General features: G+C 66.3%; 23 protein-coding genes. 8 read left to right on the top strand and 15 right to left on the bottom strand.

Annotated elements, in window-relative coordinates; genetic code table 11:
- The first annotated feature begins 112 nt into the window (after nt 1–112).
- From BN984_RS11810 to coaBC, 3 genes are all read left to right on the top strand, one after another.
- On the top strand, nt 113–1069 hold the full coding sequence (locus BN984_RS11810) for a DUF7551 domain-containing protein (protein WP_049968306.1): 957 nt from the start codon (nt 113–115) through the stop codon (nt 1067–1069).
- 81 nt (nt 1070–1150) lie between these two features.
- On the top strand, nt 1151–1927 hold the full coding sequence (locus BN984_RS11815; protein ID WP_049968307.1) for an NAD(P)/FAD-dependent oxidoreductase: 777 nt from the start codon (nt 1151–1153) through the stop codon (nt 1925–1927).
- Nucleotides 1928–2014: 87 nt separating this feature from the next.
- Nucleotides 2015–3172 (top strand): bifunctional phosphopantothenoylcysteine decarboxylase/phosphopantothenate--cysteine ligase CoaBC, encoded by a 1158-nt coding sequence (gene coaBC, locus BN984_RS11820; protein ID WP_049968308.1) that lies wholly within the window; start codon nt 2015–2017, stop codon nt 3170–3172.
- A gap of 24 nt (nt 3173–3196) precedes the next feature.
- Here the strand turns inward: coaBC and BN984_RS11825 are convergent, their stop codons facing one another.
- The 12 genes from BN984_RS11825 to BN984_RS11880 all read right to left on the bottom strand — a co-directional run bounded on the left by BN984_RS11825 (nt 3197) and on the right by BN984_RS11880 (nt 14555).
- Nucleotides 3197–4939 (bottom strand): Na(+)/H(+) antiporter subunit D, encoded by a 1743-nt coding sequence (locus BN984_RS11825; protein WP_049968309.1) that lies wholly within the window; start codon nt 4937–4939, stop codon nt 3197–3199.
- Nucleotides 4939–6654: a cation:proton antiporter gene (locus BN984_RS11830; protein ID WP_049968310.1), complete on the bottom strand. Its 1716-nt coding sequence runs from the start codon at nt 6652–6654 to the stop codon at nt 4939–4941. Before BN984_RS11830 ends, BN984_RS11825 begins: the two co-directional genes overlap by 1 nt.
- Entirely contained in the window at nt 6655–8133 is a 1479-nt protein-coding gene (locus BN984_RS11835) for a monovalent cation/H+ antiporter subunit D family protein (protein ID WP_008092670.1), read from the bottom strand.
- Nucleotides 8126–8485, bottom strand: coding sequence for a cation:proton antiporter subunit C (locus BN984_RS11840; RefSeq protein ID WP_008092672.1), 360 nt, complete (start codon nt 8483–8485; stop codon nt 8126–8128). Before BN984_RS11840 ends, BN984_RS11835 begins: the two co-directional genes overlap by 8 nt.
- Complete coding sequence (locus BN984_RS11845) at nt 8482–8946, bottom strand: MnhB domain-containing protein (RefSeq protein WP_004977543.1); 465 nt, start codon at nt 8944–8946, stop codon at nt 8482–8484. The genes BN984_RS11840 and BN984_RS11845 overlap by 4 nt, the downstream gene beginning before the upstream one ends.
- The gene (locus BN984_RS11850) at nt 8943–9479 is read right to left on the bottom strand and encodes a DUF4040 domain-containing protein (protein ID WP_049968311.1); all 537 of its coding nucleotides are present in this window, start codon (nt 9477–9479) and stop codon (nt 8943–8945) included. Before BN984_RS11850 ends, BN984_RS11845 begins: the two co-directional genes overlap by 4 nt.
- A 2-nt stretch (nt 9480–9481) precedes the next feature.
- Nucleotides 9482–9799, bottom strand: a complete 318-nt coding sequence (gene mnhG, locus BN984_RS11855; RefSeq protein WP_004977541.1) for a monovalent cation/H(+) antiporter subunit G — start codon at nt 9797–9799, stop codon at nt 9482–9484.
- A 1-nt stretch (nt 9800) separates the two neighbouring features.
- Nucleotides 9801–10088, bottom strand: a complete 288-nt coding sequence (locus BN984_RS11860; protein WP_008092688.1) for a cation:proton antiporter — start codon at nt 10086–10088, stop codon at nt 9801–9803.
- Nucleotides 10089–10090: 2 nt separating this feature from the next.
- Nucleotides 10091–11185 (bottom strand): monovalent cation/H+ antiporter subunit E, encoded by a 1095-nt coding sequence (locus BN984_RS11865; RefSeq protein WP_049968312.1) that lies wholly within the window; start codon nt 11183–11185, stop codon nt 10091–10093.
- 168 nt (nt 11186–11353) lie between these two features.
- On the bottom strand, nt 11354–11833 hold the full coding sequence (locus BN984_RS11870) for an Lrp/AsnC family transcriptional regulator (RefSeq protein ID WP_004977538.1): 480 nt from the start codon (nt 11831–11833) through the stop codon (nt 11354–11356).
- An 89-nt stretch (nt 11834–11922) separates the two neighbouring features.
- A complete protein-coding gene (locus BN984_RS11875; RefSeq protein ID WP_049968313.1) occupies nt 11923–14124 on the bottom strand; it encodes a universal stress protein in 2202 nt (733 codons plus the stop codon).
- Between the two features lie 2 nt (nt 14125–14126).
- The gene (locus BN984_RS11880; RefSeq protein WP_049968314.1) at nt 14127–14555 is read right to left on the bottom strand and encodes an NAD-binding protein; all 429 of its coding nucleotides are present in this window, start codon (nt 14553–14555) and stop codon (nt 14127–14129) included.
- 539 nt (nt 14556–15094) lie between these two features.
- Between BN984_RS11880 and BN984_RS11885 the strand changes: the two genes are divergently transcribed.
- From BN984_RS11885 to BN984_RS11900, 4 genes are all read left to right on the top strand, one after another.
- Nucleotides 15095–15496 carry a hypothetical protein gene (locus BN984_RS11885; RefSeq protein ID WP_008092693.1) on the top strand — a complete coding sequence of 134 codons (402 nt, stop codon included), beginning with the start codon at nt 15095–15097 and terminating at the stop codon, nt 15494–15496.
- A 160-nt stretch (nt 15497–15656) separates the two neighbouring features.
- Nucleotides 15657–16223 carry a hypoxanthine/guanine phosphoribosyltransferase gene (gene hpt / locus BN984_RS11890; RefSeq protein WP_008092696.1) on the top strand — a complete coding sequence of 189 codons (567 nt, stop codon included), beginning with the start codon at nt 15657–15659 and terminating at the stop codon, nt 16221–16223.
- A gap of 102 nt (nt 16224–16325) precedes the next feature.
- A complete protein-coding gene (locus tag BN984_RS11895) occupies nt 16326–17009 on the top strand; it encodes a type 1 glutamine amidotransferase domain-containing protein (RefSeq protein WP_049968315.1) in 684 nt (227 codons plus the stop codon).
- A 69-nt stretch (nt 17010–17078) separates the two neighbouring features.
- On the top strand, nt 17079–17924 hold the full coding sequence (locus tag BN984_RS11900; protein ID WP_008092700.1) for an HNH endonuclease: 846 nt from the start codon (nt 17079–17081) through the stop codon (nt 17922–17924).
- A gap of 5 nt (nt 17925–17929) precedes the next feature.
- On the opposite strand, the gene BN984_RS11905 is transcribed toward BN984_RS11900, so the two are convergent.
- Complete coding sequence (locus BN984_RS11905) at nt 17930–18229, bottom strand: transcriptional regulator (RefSeq protein WP_008092701.1); 300 nt, start codon at nt 18227–18229, stop codon at nt 17930–17932.
- A 114-nt stretch (nt 18230–18343) separates the two neighbouring features.
- On the opposite strand from BN984_RS11905, the gene BN984_RS11910 reads away from it, so the two are divergent.
- A complete protein-coding gene (locus BN984_RS11910; RefSeq protein ID WP_004977531.1) occupies nt 18344–19312 on the top strand; it encodes a sugar phosphate nucleotidyltransferase in 969 nt (322 codons plus the stop codon).
- A gap of 33 nt (nt 19313–19345) precedes the next feature.
- Here BN984_RS11910 and BN984_RS11915 read toward each other — a convergent pair whose 3' ends face one another.
- Nucleotides 19346–20056, bottom strand: coding sequence for a diphthine--ammonia ligase (locus tag BN984_RS11915; RefSeq protein WP_049968316.1), 711 nt, complete (start codon nt 20054–20056; stop codon nt 19346–19348).
- Nucleotides 20057–20128: 72 nt separating this feature from the next.
- Nucleotides 20129–21082, bottom strand: a complete 954-nt coding sequence (locus tag BN984_RS11920) for a phosphoadenosine phosphosulfate reductase family protein (protein WP_049968317.1) — start codon at nt 21080–21082, stop codon at nt 20129–20131.
- Nucleotides 21083–21159: the final 77 nt, after the last annotated feature.

Genomic DNA, 21159 nt, shown 5'->3' on the forward strand with positions numbered 1-21159 from the left:
GAATGGGGTCGGCGGGACCAAAGCCTTGTGGGCCGCGTCGCCCGTTCCCGCGGGACCGACAGCCGTCGCAATCGCAACCTATAATCGGCCGGTGTCTCGACATAGAGCCGAGATGGTGGGGGGGACGCTTCGGGACGTCAGAGCCGAGATTCGGTCGCTGGCGCGTCCCGACGGCGACTACGCGATCGTGTGCGGTCGCACGGGCTCGGAGCCCGGTGCCGCGACGGGCCGGCGGTTTCCGGACCGGCGCGTGGCCGCAGAGGCCGCGGAACTGACGAGGGACTACCGGGCGGCGCTTCGGCGATACGACCCGAACATCCCGTACGACGACCCGCAGGTGTACGAGGTGTCGAAGGGACCGCCTCGGTCGGCCGCAGCGGGGTCGGAAGACGACTACACCCGCTACAGTGCCTTCTGTCACGACACCGCGGGCGCGCTGTTCGAGGCGCTGTCGGAACTCGGCCACCGGGAGGCCGAGACCGCCGCGATGGAGACGTACCTCACGCTGGCCGAGGTCGTCGACGACCACGACGACTTCTGTCTCACCTTGGTGTGGAGCCTGATGAGCGAACTGGACGTCCGCCTCTCGCCCGCCGAGCAGCGGGCGGTCGTCGAGGCGGCCGCGGACCTGTTTTGCCCGACTGCGACGCCGAACCCGGTTGACGCGACGCTCGGGCACCTCGAAACGGCCGGCTTCGTCGAGGGCTACTCGGTGCGGCCGATTCCCGACGCCGGAGCCGATGTCGGGGCCGGCGGGATGTCCGAAGCCGACGCTCGTACCGACGCTCGGACCGACGGCGACGACAGCTCTCGGACGTGGGAACTCACGTTCGGCGACTACGCGCTCGCGGAGCGGACCGGCCGGATTCCGACGCTCCCCATCGCCGTGTCGCTCCTCCGCCGGACGCCCGGGCGGGCGGTGCGCTTCATCGACGGCGAGGCGCTCTCGGACGGTCGCTGGCGGCTTCGCGTCCGGATGACCCCGGAAGGCGACTCCGCGGGGCTCGTCAGCGTCGAGGCGGCCGAGAACCGCTGGCTCAACGACCCGAGCGCGTCGCTGGGGCGGTAGCGCGCGCCTCGCGCGACACGGGATTCGGCAGACTTCGGCGACATCCGCACGGTTTTACTCGCCGCTGAGCTATCGCACGGCATGAGCGAGACGAATCCACGAGACGCGCTCGTCGTCGGCGGCGGCGTCGCTGGCCTCACCGCCGCGACGTACCTCGCGCGCGCCGGCCTCGACACCCTCGTCGTCAACGACGGCGAGCCGATCGTTCGCCGAAACGCCCACCTCGAAAACGTCCCCGGATTCCCGGCGGGCGTCAACAGCCGACTGTTCACCGACCTGCTCTCCGAACAGGCCGACCGAAACGGCGCGGACCGACTGACGGGCCGGGTCACCGACCTCGACGTGCTCGGCGACGACGACCCGCTGTTCCGCGCGACCGTCGAGACCGACGACGGCGAAGACACCGTCGAGGCGTCGCGGGTCGTCGCGGCGTCGTGGTCCGACGCGTCGTACCTCGAAGACACGGGCGTCGACCTCCGCGCCGCCGGGTCGAAGACCTACGTCGACGTGGACGACCTCGGCCGGACCGCCGTCCCCGGCATCTACGCCGCGGGGCGACTGACCGAGATTTACCACCAGGCGGTCGTCGCCGCCGGCGACGCCGCGGAGACGGCCATCACGCTGGTCCACGACTCGGGGACGGCGTTCTACAACGACTGGGTCGCGCCGGCCGGCTACTTCACCGACCGCGGCCGCGAGGTGCCGCCGGCCTGCGAGGAGATAGACGCCGACGAGCGCGAGTCCCGCGAGCGCGAGTCCCGCGAGGTCATGCGCGAGTTCTTCGCCGAACCGCACGACGAGCCCCAGCGCACCCACCCGAGTCTCGTCGACGACGAACTCGGGCGACTCGACGAATAACCGACTCCGATTCGCGCGGGTGCGGTCCGAGACCACCCCGCGCGGACGCGAATCCTTTTAACCGATAGCGGGCGCAGAGACGAGTGAATGCTCGAAGGTGTGAACGTCGCGCTCGGGGTGACGGGGAGTATCGCGGCCGTGAAAGTCGTCGAGTTGGCGCACGAACTCCGGCGGCGGGGCGCGTCGGTCCGCGCGGTGATGACCGACGCCGCGACGGGAATCATCCACCCGTGGGCGGTCGAGTTCGCCACCGACAACGACGTCGTGACCGAGATTACCGGCCGCGTCGAACACGTCGAACTCTGCGGCCGCGACGGCTGGGCCGACGTGTTCCTCGTCGCGCCCGCGACCGCCAACACGGTCGGCAAGATAGCCGCCGCCGTCGACGACTCCCCCGTGACGACCACCGCGACCACCGCCATCGGCGCGGGCGTCCCGGTCGTCGTCGCACCCGCGATGCACGAGCCCATGTACGACCACCCCGGCGTCCTCGACGCCATCGAGCGGGTGCAGTCGTGGGGCGTGGAGTTCGTCGACCCGCGCATCGAGGAGGGGAAGGCGAAAATCGCCACCGAGGAAGCCATCGTCACCGGCGTGGCGACGGCGACGACCGAACAGACGCTCGCCGGGAAGTCGGTCGTCGTCACCGCCGGCGCGACGACTGAATCCATCGACCCCATTCGAACCCTCTCGAACCGCGCCTCCGGTCGCACGGGTCGAGCCGTCGCCCGCGCGCTCGCGATTCGCGGCGCGGACGTGACGCTCGTCCACGACGGCGACGACGTACACTACGCCGACGTGCTCGCCGTTGAGTCGGCGGCCGAGATGCTGGACGCCGTCGAGGCCGCGGTCGATGCCGACGCCGACGCGCTCGTCTCCGCGGCCGCCATCTCCGATTTCACCGTCGAGGCGGCCGACGAGAAGATTCGCTCCGGCGAGGCGCGCACGCTCGACCTCGAACCCGCGCCGAAGCTCATCGACGCGGTCCGCGAGGCGCATCCCGACCTCACCATCGTCGGCTTCAAAGCCGAGACGACCGGCGACGACGAGGCGATGGTCGGCGAGGCCCGCCGCATCATGGACCGCGTCGGCCTCGCGTTCGTCGTCGCCAACGACGCCTCCGTCATGGGCGAGTCCGAGACCCGCGCACTCGTCGTCCGCACCGACGAGACGAGCGAGTACGTCGGGTCGAAAGACGGACTCGGCGCGCGCATCGCTGTCGAACTGAAAACGGAACTCTCGTGAAAAACGACCCGGGCCGGCTCGGGACTACGCGAGTAGTCCGACGAGCACGCCGCCGAGTATCAACACGACGAGTGCGATACTCGTCGCAATCGTCGCGCGAAGGCTCCCGACGGTAATCGAGTCCGCCTCGGTCCGGCCGAGACCGCCGGCGATTCGGCGCAACGCGGGGTACGGATTCGCAATCGCGCCCGCGACGTCGTAGGACGCGGTCGAGACGGCGCGGTCGACGGCGGCGAAGAGACCGGTCGAGCCGCGAACCAGCGCGCGGGTGCCGTAGAAGACAGCGGGATTCAACACGGCGTCGACGTCCGGCACGTCTCCGACCTTCGAGAGCGGTTTCTTCACGACCACGAAGCCGACGACTCCGAGAACGGCGAGCGCGAACCCTTCGCCGAGGTGGCTGAGCGTGAAGGGGTGCGCGTCGGCGGTGCTTCCGGGCAGTATCGCGAACAGCGCGTCGGGGTACAGCCCGAAGGCGACACAGAGCCCCGCGACGCCGAGCATCGCGACCGACTGGCCCGTCCCGGCGCGATCGAGCGACCAGTCGCGGTCCGCATCCCGGAAGAACGCGTAGTAGCCGAACTTGATGAACGACATGAACGTTCCGACGCCCCCGGCGAGGAGGAGATAGAAAATGCCGTCCAGATGCTCCTTGTGGGCGGCGGCGGTAATCATGCCCTTGCTGACGAACCCGTTGAAGCCGGGGAAGCCGCTAATCGAGAGGGCGGCGACGGTGAACGCGAGCGCGGTCGCCGGCAACGCCCCGCGGAGGTTCCCCAGGTACTTGAGATTCTCTTCGCCGGTCCGCGAGAGGACGACGCCGGCGGTCATGAACAACAGCGCCTTGTAGAGGATGTGGTTGTAGACGTGTGCGAACGCGCCGGCGGTCGCGAGCGCCGTGCCGATGCCGACGCCGGCGACCATGTACCCGACCTGCGACTGGATGTGGTACGCCAGGAGCCGTCGCATGTCGTTTTGCATGAGCGCGTAGCCGACGCCGACGACGGCCATCGCGGTCCCCATGTACGCGATTGCGAGGTTCCCGTCGGGGAACGCGCGAGCGAGGCCGTAAATCCCGGTCTTCGTCGTGTAGACCGACAGGAAGACGCTCGCGGCGAAGTGGGGACGCGGATACGTGTCGGGAAGCCACGTGTGCAACCCGACGTATCCGACGTTGACGCCGATACCGAGCGCCGCGAGCGCGGCTGGAACGCCGGCCGCGATACCGCCGGTCGCCGAGAAGAGGAACGACCCCACTTCGACGTAGTGCCAGACGATAGCGCCCATGAGCAGGCTGCCGCCGAGTCCGTGGGCAATCGCGTAGCGGTAGCCCGCGCGCACCGCTTCGCCGCCGTAGTCCCAGACGAGAAGCGTGCTCGTGACCGCCATGAGTTCCCAGAAGAACACCATGGTGAGCCAGTCGCCGGCGAAGACCGCGCCGAGGCTCGTCCCGACGTAGCCGAGGGCGTAGGCCGTCTGGATGTTCCGCGCGGACGACGAGTACGAGTAGAGGACGGCCGCCGCGCCGATGAGGCCGAAGATAATCCCCATCAACCGGGAGAACTCGTCGACGTTGAACAACACGGCGTCGAAGCCGAGGAACGTCACCGGCAGGTGTGCGCCGGCGGGCGCGAGAAGCGACCAGACGGCCACCCCGCCGGTCGAGAGCACGCCCAGGGCGTGCCCGACCCGACGCGAGACGAACGGCATGACGAGCGCGACCGCGAGCACGACGAACGCCGGCGGCAGGAGTGTGGCTGTAGACATCAGAACACCACCCCCGTCACGTCGGCGACGACGCGCTGGACGAGCGCGAGGAACACCGCCGTCTGGGGAACGACCCCGAGGACGATAGCCCCGGCCGCGGCAATCGTAATCGGGGCCATCATGAACCACGTGCTCTCGGTGCCGAGTCGACGACGTTCCCACCCGCCGGCCGGCGGGCCGCCGTGGTGGTCGTGGCCGTGGTCGGATTCGCCGTCGGTCGCGGCGTCGTGGTCGGCCTCGCCGTCGGCCACGGCGACGTGGTCGCTCGGATTCCGGTCGACGGCGTACTGCTCACCCTCGGCGACCGAGTCTTTCGACCCGCCGTCGGTGACTGCCCGCACGCCGCCGATGGGGAACTCGATGAGCGGTTTCGCGTCCGAGTCCTCCGGCGTCTGGAAGAACGCCTGGTAGATGATCGGCCAGAAGTAGCCGATATTCAACAGGCCGGACGCCAAGAGCACGAACACGAAGACCGTCTGTCCCGTCTCGATGCTCCCGATGAGGAGGTACCACTTGCTGACGAACCCGGCGACCAGCGGCAGGCCGGCCATCCCGAGGCTCGCGACGGTGAACGCGATCATCGTCAGCGGCATCCGCCGGCCGATTCCCGCCATGTCGCTGATATCGTCGGTATGCGTCTCGACGTGAATCACGCCCGCACAGAAGAACAGGGTGAGCTTCATGAACGCGTGGGCGGGGATGTGGAGCAGGCCACCGACGAGCGCCGCGGGGTGGAGCAAGGCCAATCCGAGAACGATGTACGAGAGCTGGCTGACTGTCGAGTACGCCAGCCGCCGTTTGAGGTTGTCCTGTCGGAGTGCGATGATACTCGCGACGACGATGGTGAACGCGGCGACCGCGGCGAGCGGGAGGCCGACTCCGAGCGAGCCGACTGCGTCGGGACCGTACACGTCGAGGATGACGCGTGCGATACCGAACACGCCGCTTTTGACGACCGCCACGGCGTGGAGCAACCCGGAGACGGGCGTCGGGGCGACCATCGCGTCGGGGAGCCACGAGTGGACCGGCATGAGCGCGGCCTTCACGCCGAATCCCGTGACGAGCAGCGCGAACGCGGCCCGCGCGACGACCGGGTCGGCATTCGCGAGCGCGGCGATGCCGCCGGCGGAGAACTCGACGGTTCCGGTCGTCAAGAACACGAGCGCCGTCCCGGCCAGGGCGGCGACCCCGCCACCGAAGGTGTACGCGAGGTACTTCCGACCGGCCTTTCGGGCCTCCTCGGTCTCGTCGTGCGTGACGAGCGGATACGTCGCCACCGTCAACAGCTCGTAGAAGACGTACAGGACGATGAGGTTCGAGGCGAACGCGACGCCGAGGGCGGCGCTGACGCTCGCCGCGAACGCCGCGAAGTAGCGCGTCTGGGCGTGTTCGTCCAGCCCGCGCATGTAGCCGATGCTGTAGAAGCTCGTGATGAGCCACAGGAGACTCGCGAGCAGGGCGAATATCATCCCGAGCGGGTCGGCTCGGAGGACGAACCGAACCCCGGGGACGAACGTCCCGAGGTCGGTGACGTACGTCGTCCCGTTGAGGACCCCCGGAACCATGCTGGCGACGATGCCCAGCGCGGAGACTGCCGAAAGGACGGTAAAGCCCTCCCTGACGTTGGGGCTGCGTCTCGATGCGACGATAGTGACGATACCGACCGCCGCGGCTAGCACCGCCGCGAGCGGTCTCAGTGAGAGAACGTCTGTCATTTAAAAGTACACCTCCAGTGCCGGTTGGATGACGGCGATGAGGTCGGAGCCGAGAACGCCGAGGACCACTGCGGCGACCGCCGACGCGACGACGACCGCGCGCATGCCGAACGACACTTCCACGGCGTCGTTTCCGCCGTCGGTCGAGACGGCGTCCGCCTCGGGTTCGGGCGCGGTGAAGTACATTCGCTCGATAACCCGGCCGAAGTACGCGAGAGTGAGCAGCGTGCTCACCACGACGACGGCCGCGACGGACCACGCGCCGGCTTCGACCGCACCGACGACGATGTTCCACTTCCCGACGAACCCGACGGCCGGCGGGATGCCGACCATCGAGAAGGCGAGCACGGCGAACGCCGCGCTCGATACCGGTGCCTTCGCGGCGAGTCCCGCGAAGTCCTCGACCGTCCGCACGCCGAGGCCGGTTGCGAAGACGCCGACGGTGAGGAACAGCCCGCCTTTCATCACCGCGTGGCCGACGAGGTGGACGACCGCTCCGACGAGCGCCGTCTCGTTCGCGAGGCCGATTGCGGCGACGACCAGACCGAACTGCGAGACCGAGGAGTACGCGAGCATGCGTTTGAGGTCGGACTGCATGACCGCGAGGACCGCCCCGACGACGATACTCACCGATGCGAGCGCCACGAGGGCGTCGCTGGCGAGCGGGACCGCGTCGAGGAACTCGGTCGTGTACACCGCGTAGATGATGCGGACGAGCGCGTAGCCGGCCGCCGTCGAGACGAGCGCGGAGATGTACGCGCTGACGGTGTCGGGCGACTCGGCGTAGGCACCGGGCTGCCACGTGTGCAGCGGGAAGACGGCGACCTTGACCAGGAGACCCGTCACGATGAGCCCGAAGCTCGTCAGTATCGCCGGCGAGGTGTAGCCGACCGCCGCGACCGCCTCGGTGAGGTCCGCCATGTTGAGTGTCCCCGTCATGATGTAGAGGTACCCGACGCCGAGGAGGTAGAGGGATGCGCCGATGGTCCCGACGAACAGGTACTTGAGGCTCGCTAACGCCGCGCTCGGCGACCGACCGCTGGCGACGAGGGCGTAGGTCGCGAGCCCCGTGATCTCCAGGAAGACGTACAGGTTGAACACGTCAGCGGTCGCGAAGACGCCGGAGATGCCGGCCGTGAGCAGTGCGAGCTCGCTGTAGAACGCGTTCGAGTGCGGCCCCGCGCGGCGGGCGTAGGCGAGCACGCCGAGCGTCGAAAGCGACACGAGCACGAGCAGCGGCGCGGAGATGCCGTCGGCGACGAGTTCGATGCCGAACGGCGGTTCGAATCCACCGACGGCGTACGAGATACGGCCGACGTCGAGAACGCGAGCCGCGACGGTCGCGGAGAGTCCGAGGTGGACGAGACCCATCGCGGCCGCGACGAACCAACCGATTCGCTCGAACCGGCCCCCGAGAACGACGGGGAACAGCGACGCGGCGATGGGGACGACCACGAGGAGGACGAGCGCGTCAGTCATCGACCTGCACCTCCTTGATGACGTCTTCGTCCAGCGAACCGTAGCCGTCGTAGATGCGGATGACGAGCGCGAGCGCGACCGCCGTCAGGCTGACCCCGACGACGATAGCCGTCAGGATGAGCACGTGCGGAAGCGGGCTCACGAACGCCTCTTCGCCGTGGCCGACCACGGGCGGAGCCCCGCCGTCGACGTACCCGGTCGTCACGAAAAACAGGAAGATGCCGACCTGGAAGATGTTCATACCGATGATCTTCTTGACGAGGTTCCGACTGCCCATGACGACGTAGAGTCCGATACCGAACAGCAGGATGCTCGCGACGTAGTTGTAGTGCGTCGTGAGGAGGTCGATCACGCGTCGTCACCTCCGGAGTCGTGGTTGAAGCCACCCGCGAGGTTCATGAACAGCGAGACGATGACGCCCGCGACGATTGCGCCGATACCGAGTTCGACGAGTTCGATACCATACTTCACGCCGTGGCTGATACCGTAGGCGGCGTACTCCAGGAACGCCCCGTCGAACGCGAGCGCACCGATTCCGATACCGACGAACGTCGTCGCGCCGACGCCGACGAGGAGTCGGATGACGCTGTCGTCGAGCCACTCTCGCGTCGGCTCGATACCGAACGCGAACGCGAGCATGATGATGCTCGACGCGACAATCGCACCGCCCTGGAACCCGCCACCGGCGGACTCCGCGCCGTGGAACATGACGAACAGCCCGAACGTGAACACGAACGGACTGACGACGCGAACCGTCGTCATGATAATCGTACTCTCGACGTACGCGCTGAGAGAGCCGTCCGTGGCGCTCATACGTACACCTCCTTGCGGAGGACGACGAGGACCGCGAGCCCCGCCGCGAGAACGACCGCGGCCTCACCGAGCGTGTCGAATCCGCGGTAGGCGGCCAAAATCGCCGTGACGACGTTTTCGACTTCGGTCTGCGGATAGGCGTTTTCGAGGTAATACCGTGTGATCTCCGAGGTCGCGACCGGCGAGTTCGGGTCGCCGATAGTGGGGAGCGACCGAACCGTCGTGAGCAACACGGCCACGAGACCGGTCGCGATTATCGCGGGCCCCCACGCGACGCGCTCGAAGAGTCGGTCTCCTCCCGGCCGGACGGTCCGGACGATTGCCAGGAGGAACAACACCGTCGTGACACCCGCCCCGACGGCCGCTTCCGTCAGCGCGACGTCGGGCGCTCTGAGGAGGATGTAGACGATTGCGACGCCGAAGCTGAACCCGGCGAACGCGATAATCGCGCTGAGGATGTCTCGGAGGAAGGCCACGGCGAGCGCGGCGAAGACGACGAACGTCAGCAACACCCCGTAGAGGAGTAACTGCACGTTCAGTCGCCCTCCTCATCGCTCGCGGTCCACGGTTCGATACCTTGGTCGTGGGCCGCCCGTGCGATGGCGTGAGCGGCCGTCGGGTTAGTGATGAGCATGAACAACAGAAGCAAGACCGTCTTGACGGCGGAGACCTCCGCGCCGAACAGGAGCGCGATGCCGCCGAGAGAGAGCACCGTTCCGAGCGTATCGCTCTTCGAAGTCGCGTGGGCGCGGGTGTAGAGGTCGGGCAGTCGGATGATTCCGACGACCGCGACGAAGCTGAAGAAGACGCCCGCGAGGACGAGTCCCACGACGAGGTATTCGAGCGGCGTCATCTCAGAGGACACCTCCGCGCTCGACGATGAACTTGGAGATGGCGATGCTGGCGAGGAAGTTCAAGAGCGCGTACACGAGCGCGACGTCCAGGAATCCGGAGAGACCGAACGCCGCGGCGACGAGCGCCAACACGACGACCGTGTTCGTCCCGATGGCGTTGATCGCGATGACGCGGTCTTCCATCGTCGGTCCGCGGACGACGCGGTACAGGAGGACGACCGCGAACGTGATGAACGCGCCCGCGGCACCGAGTAACACCGTCTCGAACGTCGAGAGCTGTCCGAGCATCGTTACTCGTCACCGTCCGTTTGGTCGTCGTCGGTCCACGAGGCTATCGTCCCGCGCTCGGCGGGCGTCGGGATACGCGCCGCCGAGCGTCCGTAAAAGACGAACCGAACGGCGCGTTCGAGTGCGCCGCCCGCGAGTCCGTCTCGGGCGGAGCCGGTGAGCGAGTGGATGATGAGGCTGTCCCGGTCCATATCGACGGTCAGGGTTCCCGGCGTGAGCGTGATGCTGTTCGCGAGGGTCGTCACCGAGAGGTCGCCCCAAATCGCCGCCCGGTACCGCTGCATCTCCGGGTCGATGGGGAGGTCCGGGTGAAGGATGATGTAGGCCACGGAGAAGTTGGCCTTCACGATCTCCCACAGCAGGTAGGGAACGTAGAGGAGAAAGCGGGCGATGCGGGCGACGGTTCCGGTCGCGGACGGCGTGTTTACGAACGAGATGCGCGCGAAGACCGCCGTCACGACGCCGGCGGAGACCGCGCCGGTGACGAGGTTGAACGTGTCGAAGACTCCCGCGAGGAGGAGATAGAATCCGAACGAGACGCCGAACATGGCGAGGGCCTTCGAAACGTTCGCTCGGCTGGGAAGCCGGCCGCGCTCGACGACGCGGTCGACCGGCGCCTCTTCGACCAGCAACCCCGACCGCGCGAGTTCGAACTCGAGGGGCTGGAGCATCGGAGCGCTCCCGCCGGGTTGGTACTCCGGGTCGAGAACGATGCGGTCGAGGCCGCGGTCACGAGCGTACTCCAGGAGTACTTCGGCGAAATCGTTCGGTGAGAAGAGGTATCGGTCCTCGCCGACGACGGCGGTTTCGATAGAGACCGAGACGTCCTCGGCGTCGAGGTCGCCGTCGTCGTCGTAGTCGAGGTCATCGTTCGCCCAGACGCGCGCCCGTTCGAGGGCATCGGCGACGGCGTCAGCCGCCGAACGCTCGCTCTCGTCGACCAGTTGCCATCGGACGGGGTACACGAAGTGAACGGTCGATTCTTCGCCGGTTTCCGCGGCGATGCGCCGCGCCTCGCGGACCGCGTATGCGACGGTGTTCCGGAACGTGGACGACTCTCCGACCGGAACGAGAATTCGGGAACTCGTATCGGGCATCAGCCACCTCCGAAGTCGGACCGGACGATTCGTCGGGACGTTCGATACTGGCTCATTGGTACTACGTGTCTGTAGCGAAAGCCAAGCAAAACCCTTTCCGCTATCCGACGGTCAGACGCGGGTCGCGGTGTCCAATCGAGACCGCTGAAACGGCGTCGACATCCGGGGTTACGGCTCGTTCGTCGAGTCTCCGGCGAACGGGCTGTAGGGACAGGTGTACTCGTTGCGGATTATCTCTTCTTCTGCAATCTCGAACCCCATATCGCTGAGTTCGCGTCCGATTCGACTCAAGTCGTCGCTGTTTCGACCGAGCGCGACGATGTGGACGTTCTTCTCGCCGGACATAATCTCCCGAACCGAGATGACTCCCTCGACCGAGAGGGCGTTCTTCGCGAGCTCTTCTCGCTTCGAAATCGGCGCCGTACAGAAGATGATAGTGTGGAGCTGGTAGCCGAGCGCCTCGTAGTCGATGTCGAGGTGGCTCCCCCGGATAATCCCGCTCGATTCGAGCTTCGAAATCCGGTTTCGAACCGTACTCGAAGAGACGTTACGTGCGGACGCGATATCGTTTCCCGACGTGTGTCGCGCGTCTTTCTGCAGCGCATAAAGGATGTATCTATCGAGCTCGTCGATGGATGTCGACGCCATGAGCCGACCAATGGGGCTCCTGAAAATATGTGTTTTGGTCGCGTAAACCACCGATGAACGCGCGGAAAGCGGTGAACTGCCCGCCGAGGTCAGAACAACCGACGGTCGAGCGCGCGCATGAGTCGCCCGCGTCGAGCCGCGTCCTGACCGTGAACCGCGAGTACCGAACCGCTCCACTCGTCGATGACCGCCTTCGCGTCCGACGCCCCGTTCCACTCGTCGGCGGCCACAACGAGGAGGTCACTCTCGGTCGACGGGGCGTGGCGGCCACCGTCCGTGGAGAGCGTCCCCATCTCGACGGGAGCGCTACACAACTCGGCGATGTCGGCTTTGTACTGTTCGAGGGACTGTCGCCGGGCCGCCGAGTCGGTGGTGTCCCCGCAGTGACTCAGGTGGATTCGACCTTCGGACTCGCTCGCCAGCGCGTCCGCGACGGCGACTTTCGTCGGGTCGTACGGCCCCTGGCTCGCGAGCAGTTCGACGGTGTGAATCCCGTCGAGTTCGGGTCCCTTGAGTAGACCGGCTTCGCAGGGTGCGTGGCGGAGAATCCACGACGTATCGGTTCCGAAGAGCCGCTCGCTCACGCGCTTTGTCCCCGTCGGGTGCTCTACGAGGAGGAAGTCGACGTCCTGGTTGTCGGCGTAGTTGACGACCGCGTGTCGCGTGTCGTGGGTGACGATGGTGCCGCACCGTATCGGCACGCCGAACTCGTCGTCGAGCTCGTCGGTCTGTCGTTCGAACTCGACGTCTGCGGGCGATTCGACCGCTGACGCGTAGGCCAAGGACGTCTGGTCCGGCACCGTCTCGAACCGCGCGACCGTGACCCGCCCGTCGTTGGCGCGAGCGAGCCTCGAAGCCACCTGAATCAGCGCCCGCTCTCTGGCTTTCGAGATGTCGTGCGAAATTGCCACGAGGGCGTGGTACTCGTCGCGGTGCGCTTGGATGGCCGCTTCGGCTCGTTCGACCGCGTTGCGGCTGACCTCTTGGCGGACAGCGTCGGCGGCCGCGCCCTCGCGGTCGACGCGAGACCGGGCGTAGACGAAGAACCAGAGGGCGCCCGCGATTGTGAGAACGACTGCGCCGACGAGCGGGACGGTCCCCATCTGCGTGAGTAGGACGAGACCGCTGAGCGCGCCGAACACCTGTATCCACGGATACAGCGGCGAGGTGAAAGACGGCTCGTACTCGACGTGTCCCTCTCGGAACGCGACGACGGCGAGGTTGATGAGGACGAACACGAGGAGCTGGAACGCGCTCGCGAGCTTCGCGATGTCGAGCAGCGGAACGAACGCGATGAGGAGCAACAGCACGACGCCCGTGAGGGTAATCGACGTGCTCGGGGTTCCGAACCGGTCGCTGATCGTCGACAGCGACGGCGGGGCAAGTTTGTCTCGGCTCATCGCGAACGGGTACCGCGACGAGGAGAGAACCCCGGCGTTCGCGGTACTGACCAGCGCGAGGACCGCAGCCACGACGACGGCGACGACGCCGGCGGTTCCGAGCGAAGCCTCCGCGGCGAGCGCCATCGGCGTCGCGCTCTCGGCGAGGACGCCGCGGTCGGTGACCCCGACCATCACGGCGACGATGAGGACGTAGAGGACCGTCGTGAACCCGAGCGACCCGAGGATGCCGAGCGGGATGTTTCGGTCGGGGTCTTCGACCTCCTCGGCGACGCTCGCTACTTTCGTCACGCCCGCGTAGGAGACGAACACGAGGCCGGTCGCGGTGAGCAAGCCGCCGACTCCGCCGTTGAAGAACGGACGGAAGTTCGTCGACTCGACGGTCGGCGTCCCGCCGAGGACGAACCAGACGAGCGCGACGAGCATGATGGCGACGATTCCGACCTGTAGCCTCCCGGTCTGTTTCGCCCCGACGAGGTTGACGACGACGAGGAGCGCCGCGAGCGCGAGTGCGACCGGCGTGACGACCGTGGAGGGGACGTCGAACAGCAACAGCAGGTACGGCACGCCGCCGACGAGTGCGAGCGCACCCTTGAACGAGAGCGAGAACCACGTGCCGATACCGGCGATGGTTCCCAACAGTGGACCCATCCCTCGCTCGATGAACAGGTAGGTGCCGCCGGCTTCGGGCATCGCCGTCGCCATCTCGGATTTCGACAGCGCCGCGGGCAGCACGAGAATGCCGGCGATCAAGTACGCCAGGATAACCGCGGGACCCGCGATGTCGACCGCAAGCGCCGGTAAAATGAAGATTCCGCTGCCGACCATCGCCCCGATACTGATCGCGAGCACCGAGAAGAGACCGAGGTCTCGTTCGAGTGTTTTTTCCACGGTTATCCACCCGCTCGGGCGTCCTCTGCCGGTTCGGCGCTCGACCCGACGACCATGTCAGTGACGAGCGACGTGACGCAGATGACTTCCACACCGAGGTCCTCGAACACGTCCGTGTTCTGCGGGTCGTTAACGAGCACGGTGACCCGGTCGACGTCGAACGTCGTCCGCGAGGCCTGCGTGAGAAGCAGGTTCGTCGGGTCGACCCGCCCCACGACGATGACCGCGTCCGCGTCTGCGTTCCACGCGGTTCGGAGGGACTGTGGCTCGTCGAACGCCGCGACTCGCGCGTCGATGCCGCGTTCGGTCGCGTGGGCGACCACTGCCTCGTTCTCGTCGATGAACGTGACGGATTCGTACTCCTCCAGTAGTCGCTCGGCGAGCGCGCGACCCGCGTGCTCTCCACCGAGTACGAGTGGTTGGTGTATCATGGGTATGGTCGTGACTCAAACTGGGCGCAGCGTTCGGTCACTCACGCTATCTATGGGACGAAAGCATATATTTCAATCGGGTTTTGTAGCTAATCGACAAAATGAAAGGAGGATGTTTGTCGAATCGTCCTAGGATACTGGCGAAGGCGGAACCCCACCCGAACCACTACGCTGTCTGTTGGTTTTGGGATGAAATAACTGAAAATACGGGCAGCGTAGTTCAGCAAAAATTAGTGTGTTTGTACGATATCGCGCTCTCGGATACATTTGTTAACGGTTCCTACTAGCCACGAGGGGGTCGAAACGCCGCCCTCGAGACCGGGGTCAAATCAGGGAGTCAGGGCTCGCAGTAAACGCCGGTGTCAGGTGGTTTCCGGCCGGATTTGGCGGGGGCGAATTATTACCTCCAGTGTGACCCTCAAATTTATAATACTGACTCACAATCGGACATGCATGATACGTCCAGGCGCGCGCTCCGGGCAGGGAGACGCGCAGCGTCAGGGCAAGGGGGGAAACGAATGATAATCGACCCGTCACGAATGGCATCCGCCAACGGACCGGGACCCGACAGCGAGGTCGCAATGGACGCGCTTCGGGGGACTGCGAAGGGGGCAGTCTCTCTGGTCGCCGTCTACGGTGCGACGGCGTTCGACCTATTCCACGTCGGCGAGGCCGTCCGAGAGGATTTTGGGAGCCGCGACGAACTCGTGACGCATCTGAGTTCGCTCGCCGAAGAGACTCGGCGCGAGTTCATGGAGCGCGGACTGTTTTCCGGGCTTAGTCCGGTGCAAAGCAGCGTCGAGTATCGGTTCGAGGAACGCGACGGCTACGGCGTGTTGCAGGTCTACTGCGGCGGCCGCGGCATGTTGCTTTTCGTCGAACCCGACGAGACGGTCGAGCCGCTGGTGAAGACCGCCTCGAAGCTTCTCGGCGGAATGTAACCGTCCACGGAGCGGGGCGCTCCGTGCAGAGACTGTTGTCGGAGAGCGGTCGCGCTCGGCGTCGGTCGGTCCACGGTAGTCGATACCGCGAGACGTGGGTCGGCGTGTCCGAGAGCCATCGAACCGCCACATTTTATGCCTAACCGGGGAAACGAGCGCCATGGACCAGTTGCGGCAGTCCCTTCTCGACGCGCCGATCATCGAAAAAGGAGATTACGAGTACTTCGTCCACCCCATCAGCGACGGCGTTCCGATGCTGAAACCGGGTCTCCTGCGCGAAATCGTCATCAAGATTATCCGCAAGGCGAACCTCGAAAACGTCGACAAAATCGTCACGCCCGCGGCGATGGGCATCCACATCTCGACGGCCGTCTCGCTCATGACGGACATCCCGCTCGTCGTCATCCGCAAGCGCGAGTACGGCCTCGACGGCGAGGTCTCGCTCCACCAGCAGACGGGCTACTCCGAGGGCGACATGTTCATCAACGACGTGAACGAGGGCGACCGCGTGCTCGTCCTCGACGACGTGCTCTCGACCGGCGGCACGATGAAGGCCGTCCTCGACGCGCTCGACCACATCGGCGCGGACGTCGTCGACACCGTCGCCATCATCAAGAAGGCCGGCCCGAACGAACTCGACGACTCGGACCACCACGTCAAGACGCTCATCAACGTCACCGTCGAAGACGGCGAAGTCGTCATCGTCGACGAACACGGCGACGACTGACCCGACACCGACGCGGCCGCGACGCCTCACCGTCGCGCCGCCCTCCCCCGCGGATTTCCGCCTCCGCGGGGCCTTTTTGTGGCCGGACCGTACCCGGGAGCGATGACATCGGCGCTTTTCATCGTCAGCGAAGACGGCTACTGGGGAGAGGAATGTATCGAGCCGCTCACTACCCTGACCGACGCCGAGGTGGACGTGACGGTCGCGACGCCGACGGGCGCGCCGCCGGTCGTCGACGAGCGCTCTATCGACCCCGAGGAGGTCGGTGAGGAACTCGCCGAACGCGTCGTCGAGGTCCACGAGAACGACGAGCGACTGCAGAATCCGGAGCCGATTGCGCAGGTCGACGCCCGCGAGTACGACGCCGTGGTGTTCCCCGGCGGCCACGGAACCGCGTGGGACATCAATCAGGACCGACACGCCCGACAGGCGCTCTTGCAGGCGGTCGCCGGCGACGACTCGAAGGCGCTCGTCGTCTGTCACGCGGTCGGCATCCTCGGGTTCACCCGCGAGGCCGACGGCTCGTTCCTCGTCGAGGGACGCGAGGTCACCGGCTTCCCCAACGAGTGGGAGGAAGGCATCGTCGACGAAAACGACCTGATGCCCGACGGCCGGAAGCTCCCGTACTGGGTCGAAGACGAGGTGAAGGCCGCCGGCGGCGTCTGGGACGCCGAACTCGACAGCGACACCAGCGTCACGGTCGACGGCGACCTCATCACCGCACGCGGTCCCGGCTCCTCGTCGGCGGCAGCGCGGGCGCTCTTGGACGAGTTAGACGCGGCATAAACGGCACCGGCCGGAGGGAACGAACCATCGTGGGGAACCCTTTTTCGTGACTCGTCCGTCGGTTCCGTCGTGAAACTCGCAGGGCTCTCGCTCGAACCCGGAGAGCGGTTGAGCGGGTCGGAACTCCGGTCCCGATTCGACCGCGGAATGACGGGCCGCGGCATCGAAATCTGTTACGACGACGACGACCAGCGGTATCTCCGGCTCTTTTCGAGCGACACCGGACCGTACGGCGACGACGTGACCGGCGGCCAGTTCACGTACATCGGAGAGGGGCGGACCGGCGACCAGACGCTCACCGGTGGCAACAAGTTCCTCGCGCGGGCCAAACACCATCCGTTACCGATATTTTTCTTCCATCGAGGGTCGGCCGGGGCTGACTGGGAGTACCAGGGTCAGGTCGAAGTCGTCGACTACGCGCACGGCCCGTTCGAGGGAGACGACAGGGACGTCTACCGATTCGTGCTCCGCCGCCGTCACGAAAGGCGAGAGCGGATCGACGAGGAAGAAGCCGCGGCCGACCTCGCGCCCGCGGAACGCACCGAGACGACGCGAAGCCGAATCATTCGAAACACGGCGCTTGCGACCGAGTTGAAAGAGCGGTACTCTCACACGTGCCAGGTCTGTGGAGAGCGTCGCCGTCGAGGTGTCCACGACGGCTACGCGGAGGCGCACCATCTCAAACCGCTCGGGCGACCCCACGACGGCCCGGACGTCGAGGCGAATCTCCTCGTTCTCTGTCCGGACCACCACGCTGACTTCGACTACGGAATGATAGCCGTCGACCCCGAGACGTACACCATCGCCCACGCCTACGAACGCGAGTTGGACGGCACCTCGCTTTCGGTCCGCGAGGACCACGGCCTCGACGCCGACTTTCTCGACTACCACAATCGGACCGTGGCGTCGTTTTAGACCGACTACTCGATTTTGAACACGGCCTCTTCGATGCCCTCGCTTCGACACTCCGGGCACCGGGAGGGGTAGTTCACGGGGTCGTCGAAGGCGCTGAAGCCGCAGTGTTTGCACTCCGGCGGCGCGACGAGGAACTGCTCGCCGTCCGCTCCGTGGACTGTTTGGGCGACGTGCTGGAGGTGGCCGTACACCGACGACACCGAGACGCCGACGCTCGCCGAAAGCTCGGAGGCCGTCGCGGGGTCGTCGCGGAGGGCGTCGGCGATGCGCTGGCGGGCCGTCGTGTCGGACTCCCGGACTGTCATATCGCTCGATTGGGAGTCGAAGGGAAAATCCCTTGCGCCGCCTTCCGCCCGGAAGTGTCAGAAAGATAGAGAGGATGCAAAAAGGCCTTGTCCACGTGGTGGGATTTGGGGGATATGAAGGCAGTCGTCCTTGCCGGTGGGTACGCAACGCGTCTGTGGCCGATTACCAAACACCGACCTAAGATGTTCTTACCCGTCGGTGACCAGACGGTCATCGACACCATCTTCGAAGACCTGGAAGCCGACGACCGGGTCTCTGAGGTGTTCGTGAGCACGAACGAGCGCTTCGCCGGCGCATTCGAGGAGTACATCGACGAATCGCCGTTCGAAAAGCCGACGCTGTCGGTCGAAGACACCAGCGAGGAAGACGAGAAGTTCGGCGTCGTGGGCGCGCTCGCCCAGCTCATCGACCGCGAGGAGGTCGAAGAGGACCTCGTCGTCATCGCGGGCGACAACCTCATCAGCTTCGACGTGGGCGACTTCGTGGACTTCTTCTACGAGAAAAACGAGCCGTGTCTCGCCGCCTACGACGTGGGCGACAAGGAGCGCGCGAAGTCCTACGGCCTCGTCGAACTCGACGGCGACCGCGTCATCAACTTCCAGGAGAAGCCCGAAGACCCCAAGAGCACGCTCGTCTCCATCGCCTGCTACGCCTTCCCGGCGGACGACCTGCCCAAGTTCGACGAGTATCTCTCCGGCGACAACAACCCCGACGAGCCCGGCTGGTTCATGCAGTGGCTCCAGCAGAACGGCGACGTGTTCGCCTACACGTTCGACGGCGCGTGGTTCGACATCGGCACGCCCCAGAGCTACCTCGACGCCGTGGCGTGGTACCTCGGCGGCGAAAACTTCGTCCACGAGTCGGCGACGCTCACGAACACCGAGGTCGGCACCAACGTCCACGTGATGGCCAACGCGGTGGTCGAAGACTCCGTGCTCGAAGAGTCCGTGGTCTTCCCCGGCGCGGTCATCCGAAACGCGGAGCTGAAGAACTCCATCGTCGACGAGGAGACTCACATCGAGAGCCTCGACCTCTCGAACGCCCTCATCGGGGCGCACTCGCGGCTGACGAACGGCCAGTAACGCGGTCCGAACTGCAACCGCGGACGCTCTTTCTTAGCCGAGATACGCGTCGGTGATGTGGAGCCTGCCGCGAGTCCCCTCCCACTCCGTCTCGTACTCCAGTTCGATGGGGCGGTCCATGTGCGGACCGTCGGTGACGAGCGTCTCGAACTCGCCGCCCTCGCCGAGGATGTGGACGCCGTACTGCTCGTTGAGCGCCTCCAGTTCGTCGAGCGCGTCGGCGTCGAGCGTCCGGCCGAGCCACGACTCGTCGAGACCGTGGGCCGCGACCTGGATGATGGTGATTTCGAAGCCCGCCTCGAGCATGGCGTCGCCGAGTTCGCGGGGCTCTTCCTGCCACAGCGGGGCGAACAGGTCGATTTCGAGGCGGTCGCACATCGCCTGAATCCGGTTGGTCTGGAACTCGCTTTCGATGGCTCCGGCGGTGACGCCCGCGAGGTCGATGTCGGACTGGAGGTCCGACAGCGCCGCTTCGAGGGGTTCGAGTTCGGCGTCGCCCTGCGCGCCGGAGTCGGCGGCGTCGGTCGCTTCGAGGTCGCCGGGGTGGACCTCGACGAGTTCGATACCGGTGCTTTCGGCGGCGAGCGCGGCGAGGTCGGTCGCCGGCACGTGGTACATGTACGAGTCGTCGCTCGGATGGACGGTCAGAAGACGGGTGACGTTCAGACCCTCCTCGAGCGCGCGGTAGAGCGCCCACGAGGAGTCCTTCCCGCCCGAAAAGAGGCTGACCCACTCGGCTGTCATGGAGGCGATAGCGTGTTGGGGGAGATAGGCGCTACGGTGTGGACGCCGCGGACTCGTTTCGAGCAGCTCGCATTACATGTAACCCAAGTCGCGAAGCCGACCCATCAGGTCCTCTTTGTCCTGCGCGCGCCCCTCGCGCTCCGCGCTCGCGCCGAGGTCCTGCACCCACGCGGGCCGGTCGTCAGACTTCGCGGAGCCGGATTCGGTGCCGAGCGAGCGGTAGCCCTCGAAGTACTTCGGCGAGACGGGGAGGTCTGCGGGTTCGACGCCCTCGGGGAGGTCGGCGGACGTTTCGGGGACGTGGCCCGCGGGATACCCCTCGACCGAGTCGGGGACGATGTAGTTCCAGAACGCCGCCCACACGTCGGCCTCCTCGAACTGGAGGATGGAGTGGACGCGGTCGTGCGGCGGATATCTCTCGGAGTCGTGGCGGGGGCTGAAGAACGTCTCGTCGGCGCGGGCTTCCTGTTCGTCCCAGCGGACGCCCGAGAAGACGCCGTCGAAGCCGCGGTCTTCGAGCGTGTCGTTGAGCGCGACGGTCTTCAGCAGGTGGTTGCCCTCGAAGGAGTCGGCGTCGAGGACGACCGTCTCGCCCTCGTAGCCGAGGCGGGCGAGTTCGCGGCGGGTGTCGCCGTCGAGGTCCGAGAGGGGAATCTCGTCGCCGGGCGACGCGCCGAGTCGCGCGAAGTCCTCGTTGCGGGCGACGACGAGGTCGAGGCCCCATCGGTCGGCCCATTCGCGGACGAACGCCTCGGTCTCGTCGAAGTGTTCGAAGTGGTCGATAAAGACGACGGGCGGAACGGGAACGCCCATGTCGGCGGCGACCTCGCGGACGACGTAGAGGACGAGCGTGGAGTCCTTGCCGCCGGTCCACATGACGGCCGGGCGCTCGTACTGTTCGAGGGCGGTCGCGGTCACCGCGGCTGCTTTCTGGAGTTTGTCTTCGAGCGTCGGGTAGTCGGCGGCGGTCTGGTCTCGGCCGTCGGTGTAGTCGAGGTCGAGATAGTCGGGGAACGCGAGGGTCATGCCACAGATGTCGCTCGCTGAGGATATCCCTGTTTCCGCTGCGAGACAGTCGCAGTCGCAGTCACTCTCTGCAGTCG

Source organism: Haloferax prahovense (assembly GCF_000723845.1).
Classification (GTDB): domain Archaea; phylum Halobacteriota; class Halobacteria; order Halobacteriales; family Haloferacaceae; genus Haloferax; species Haloferax prahovense.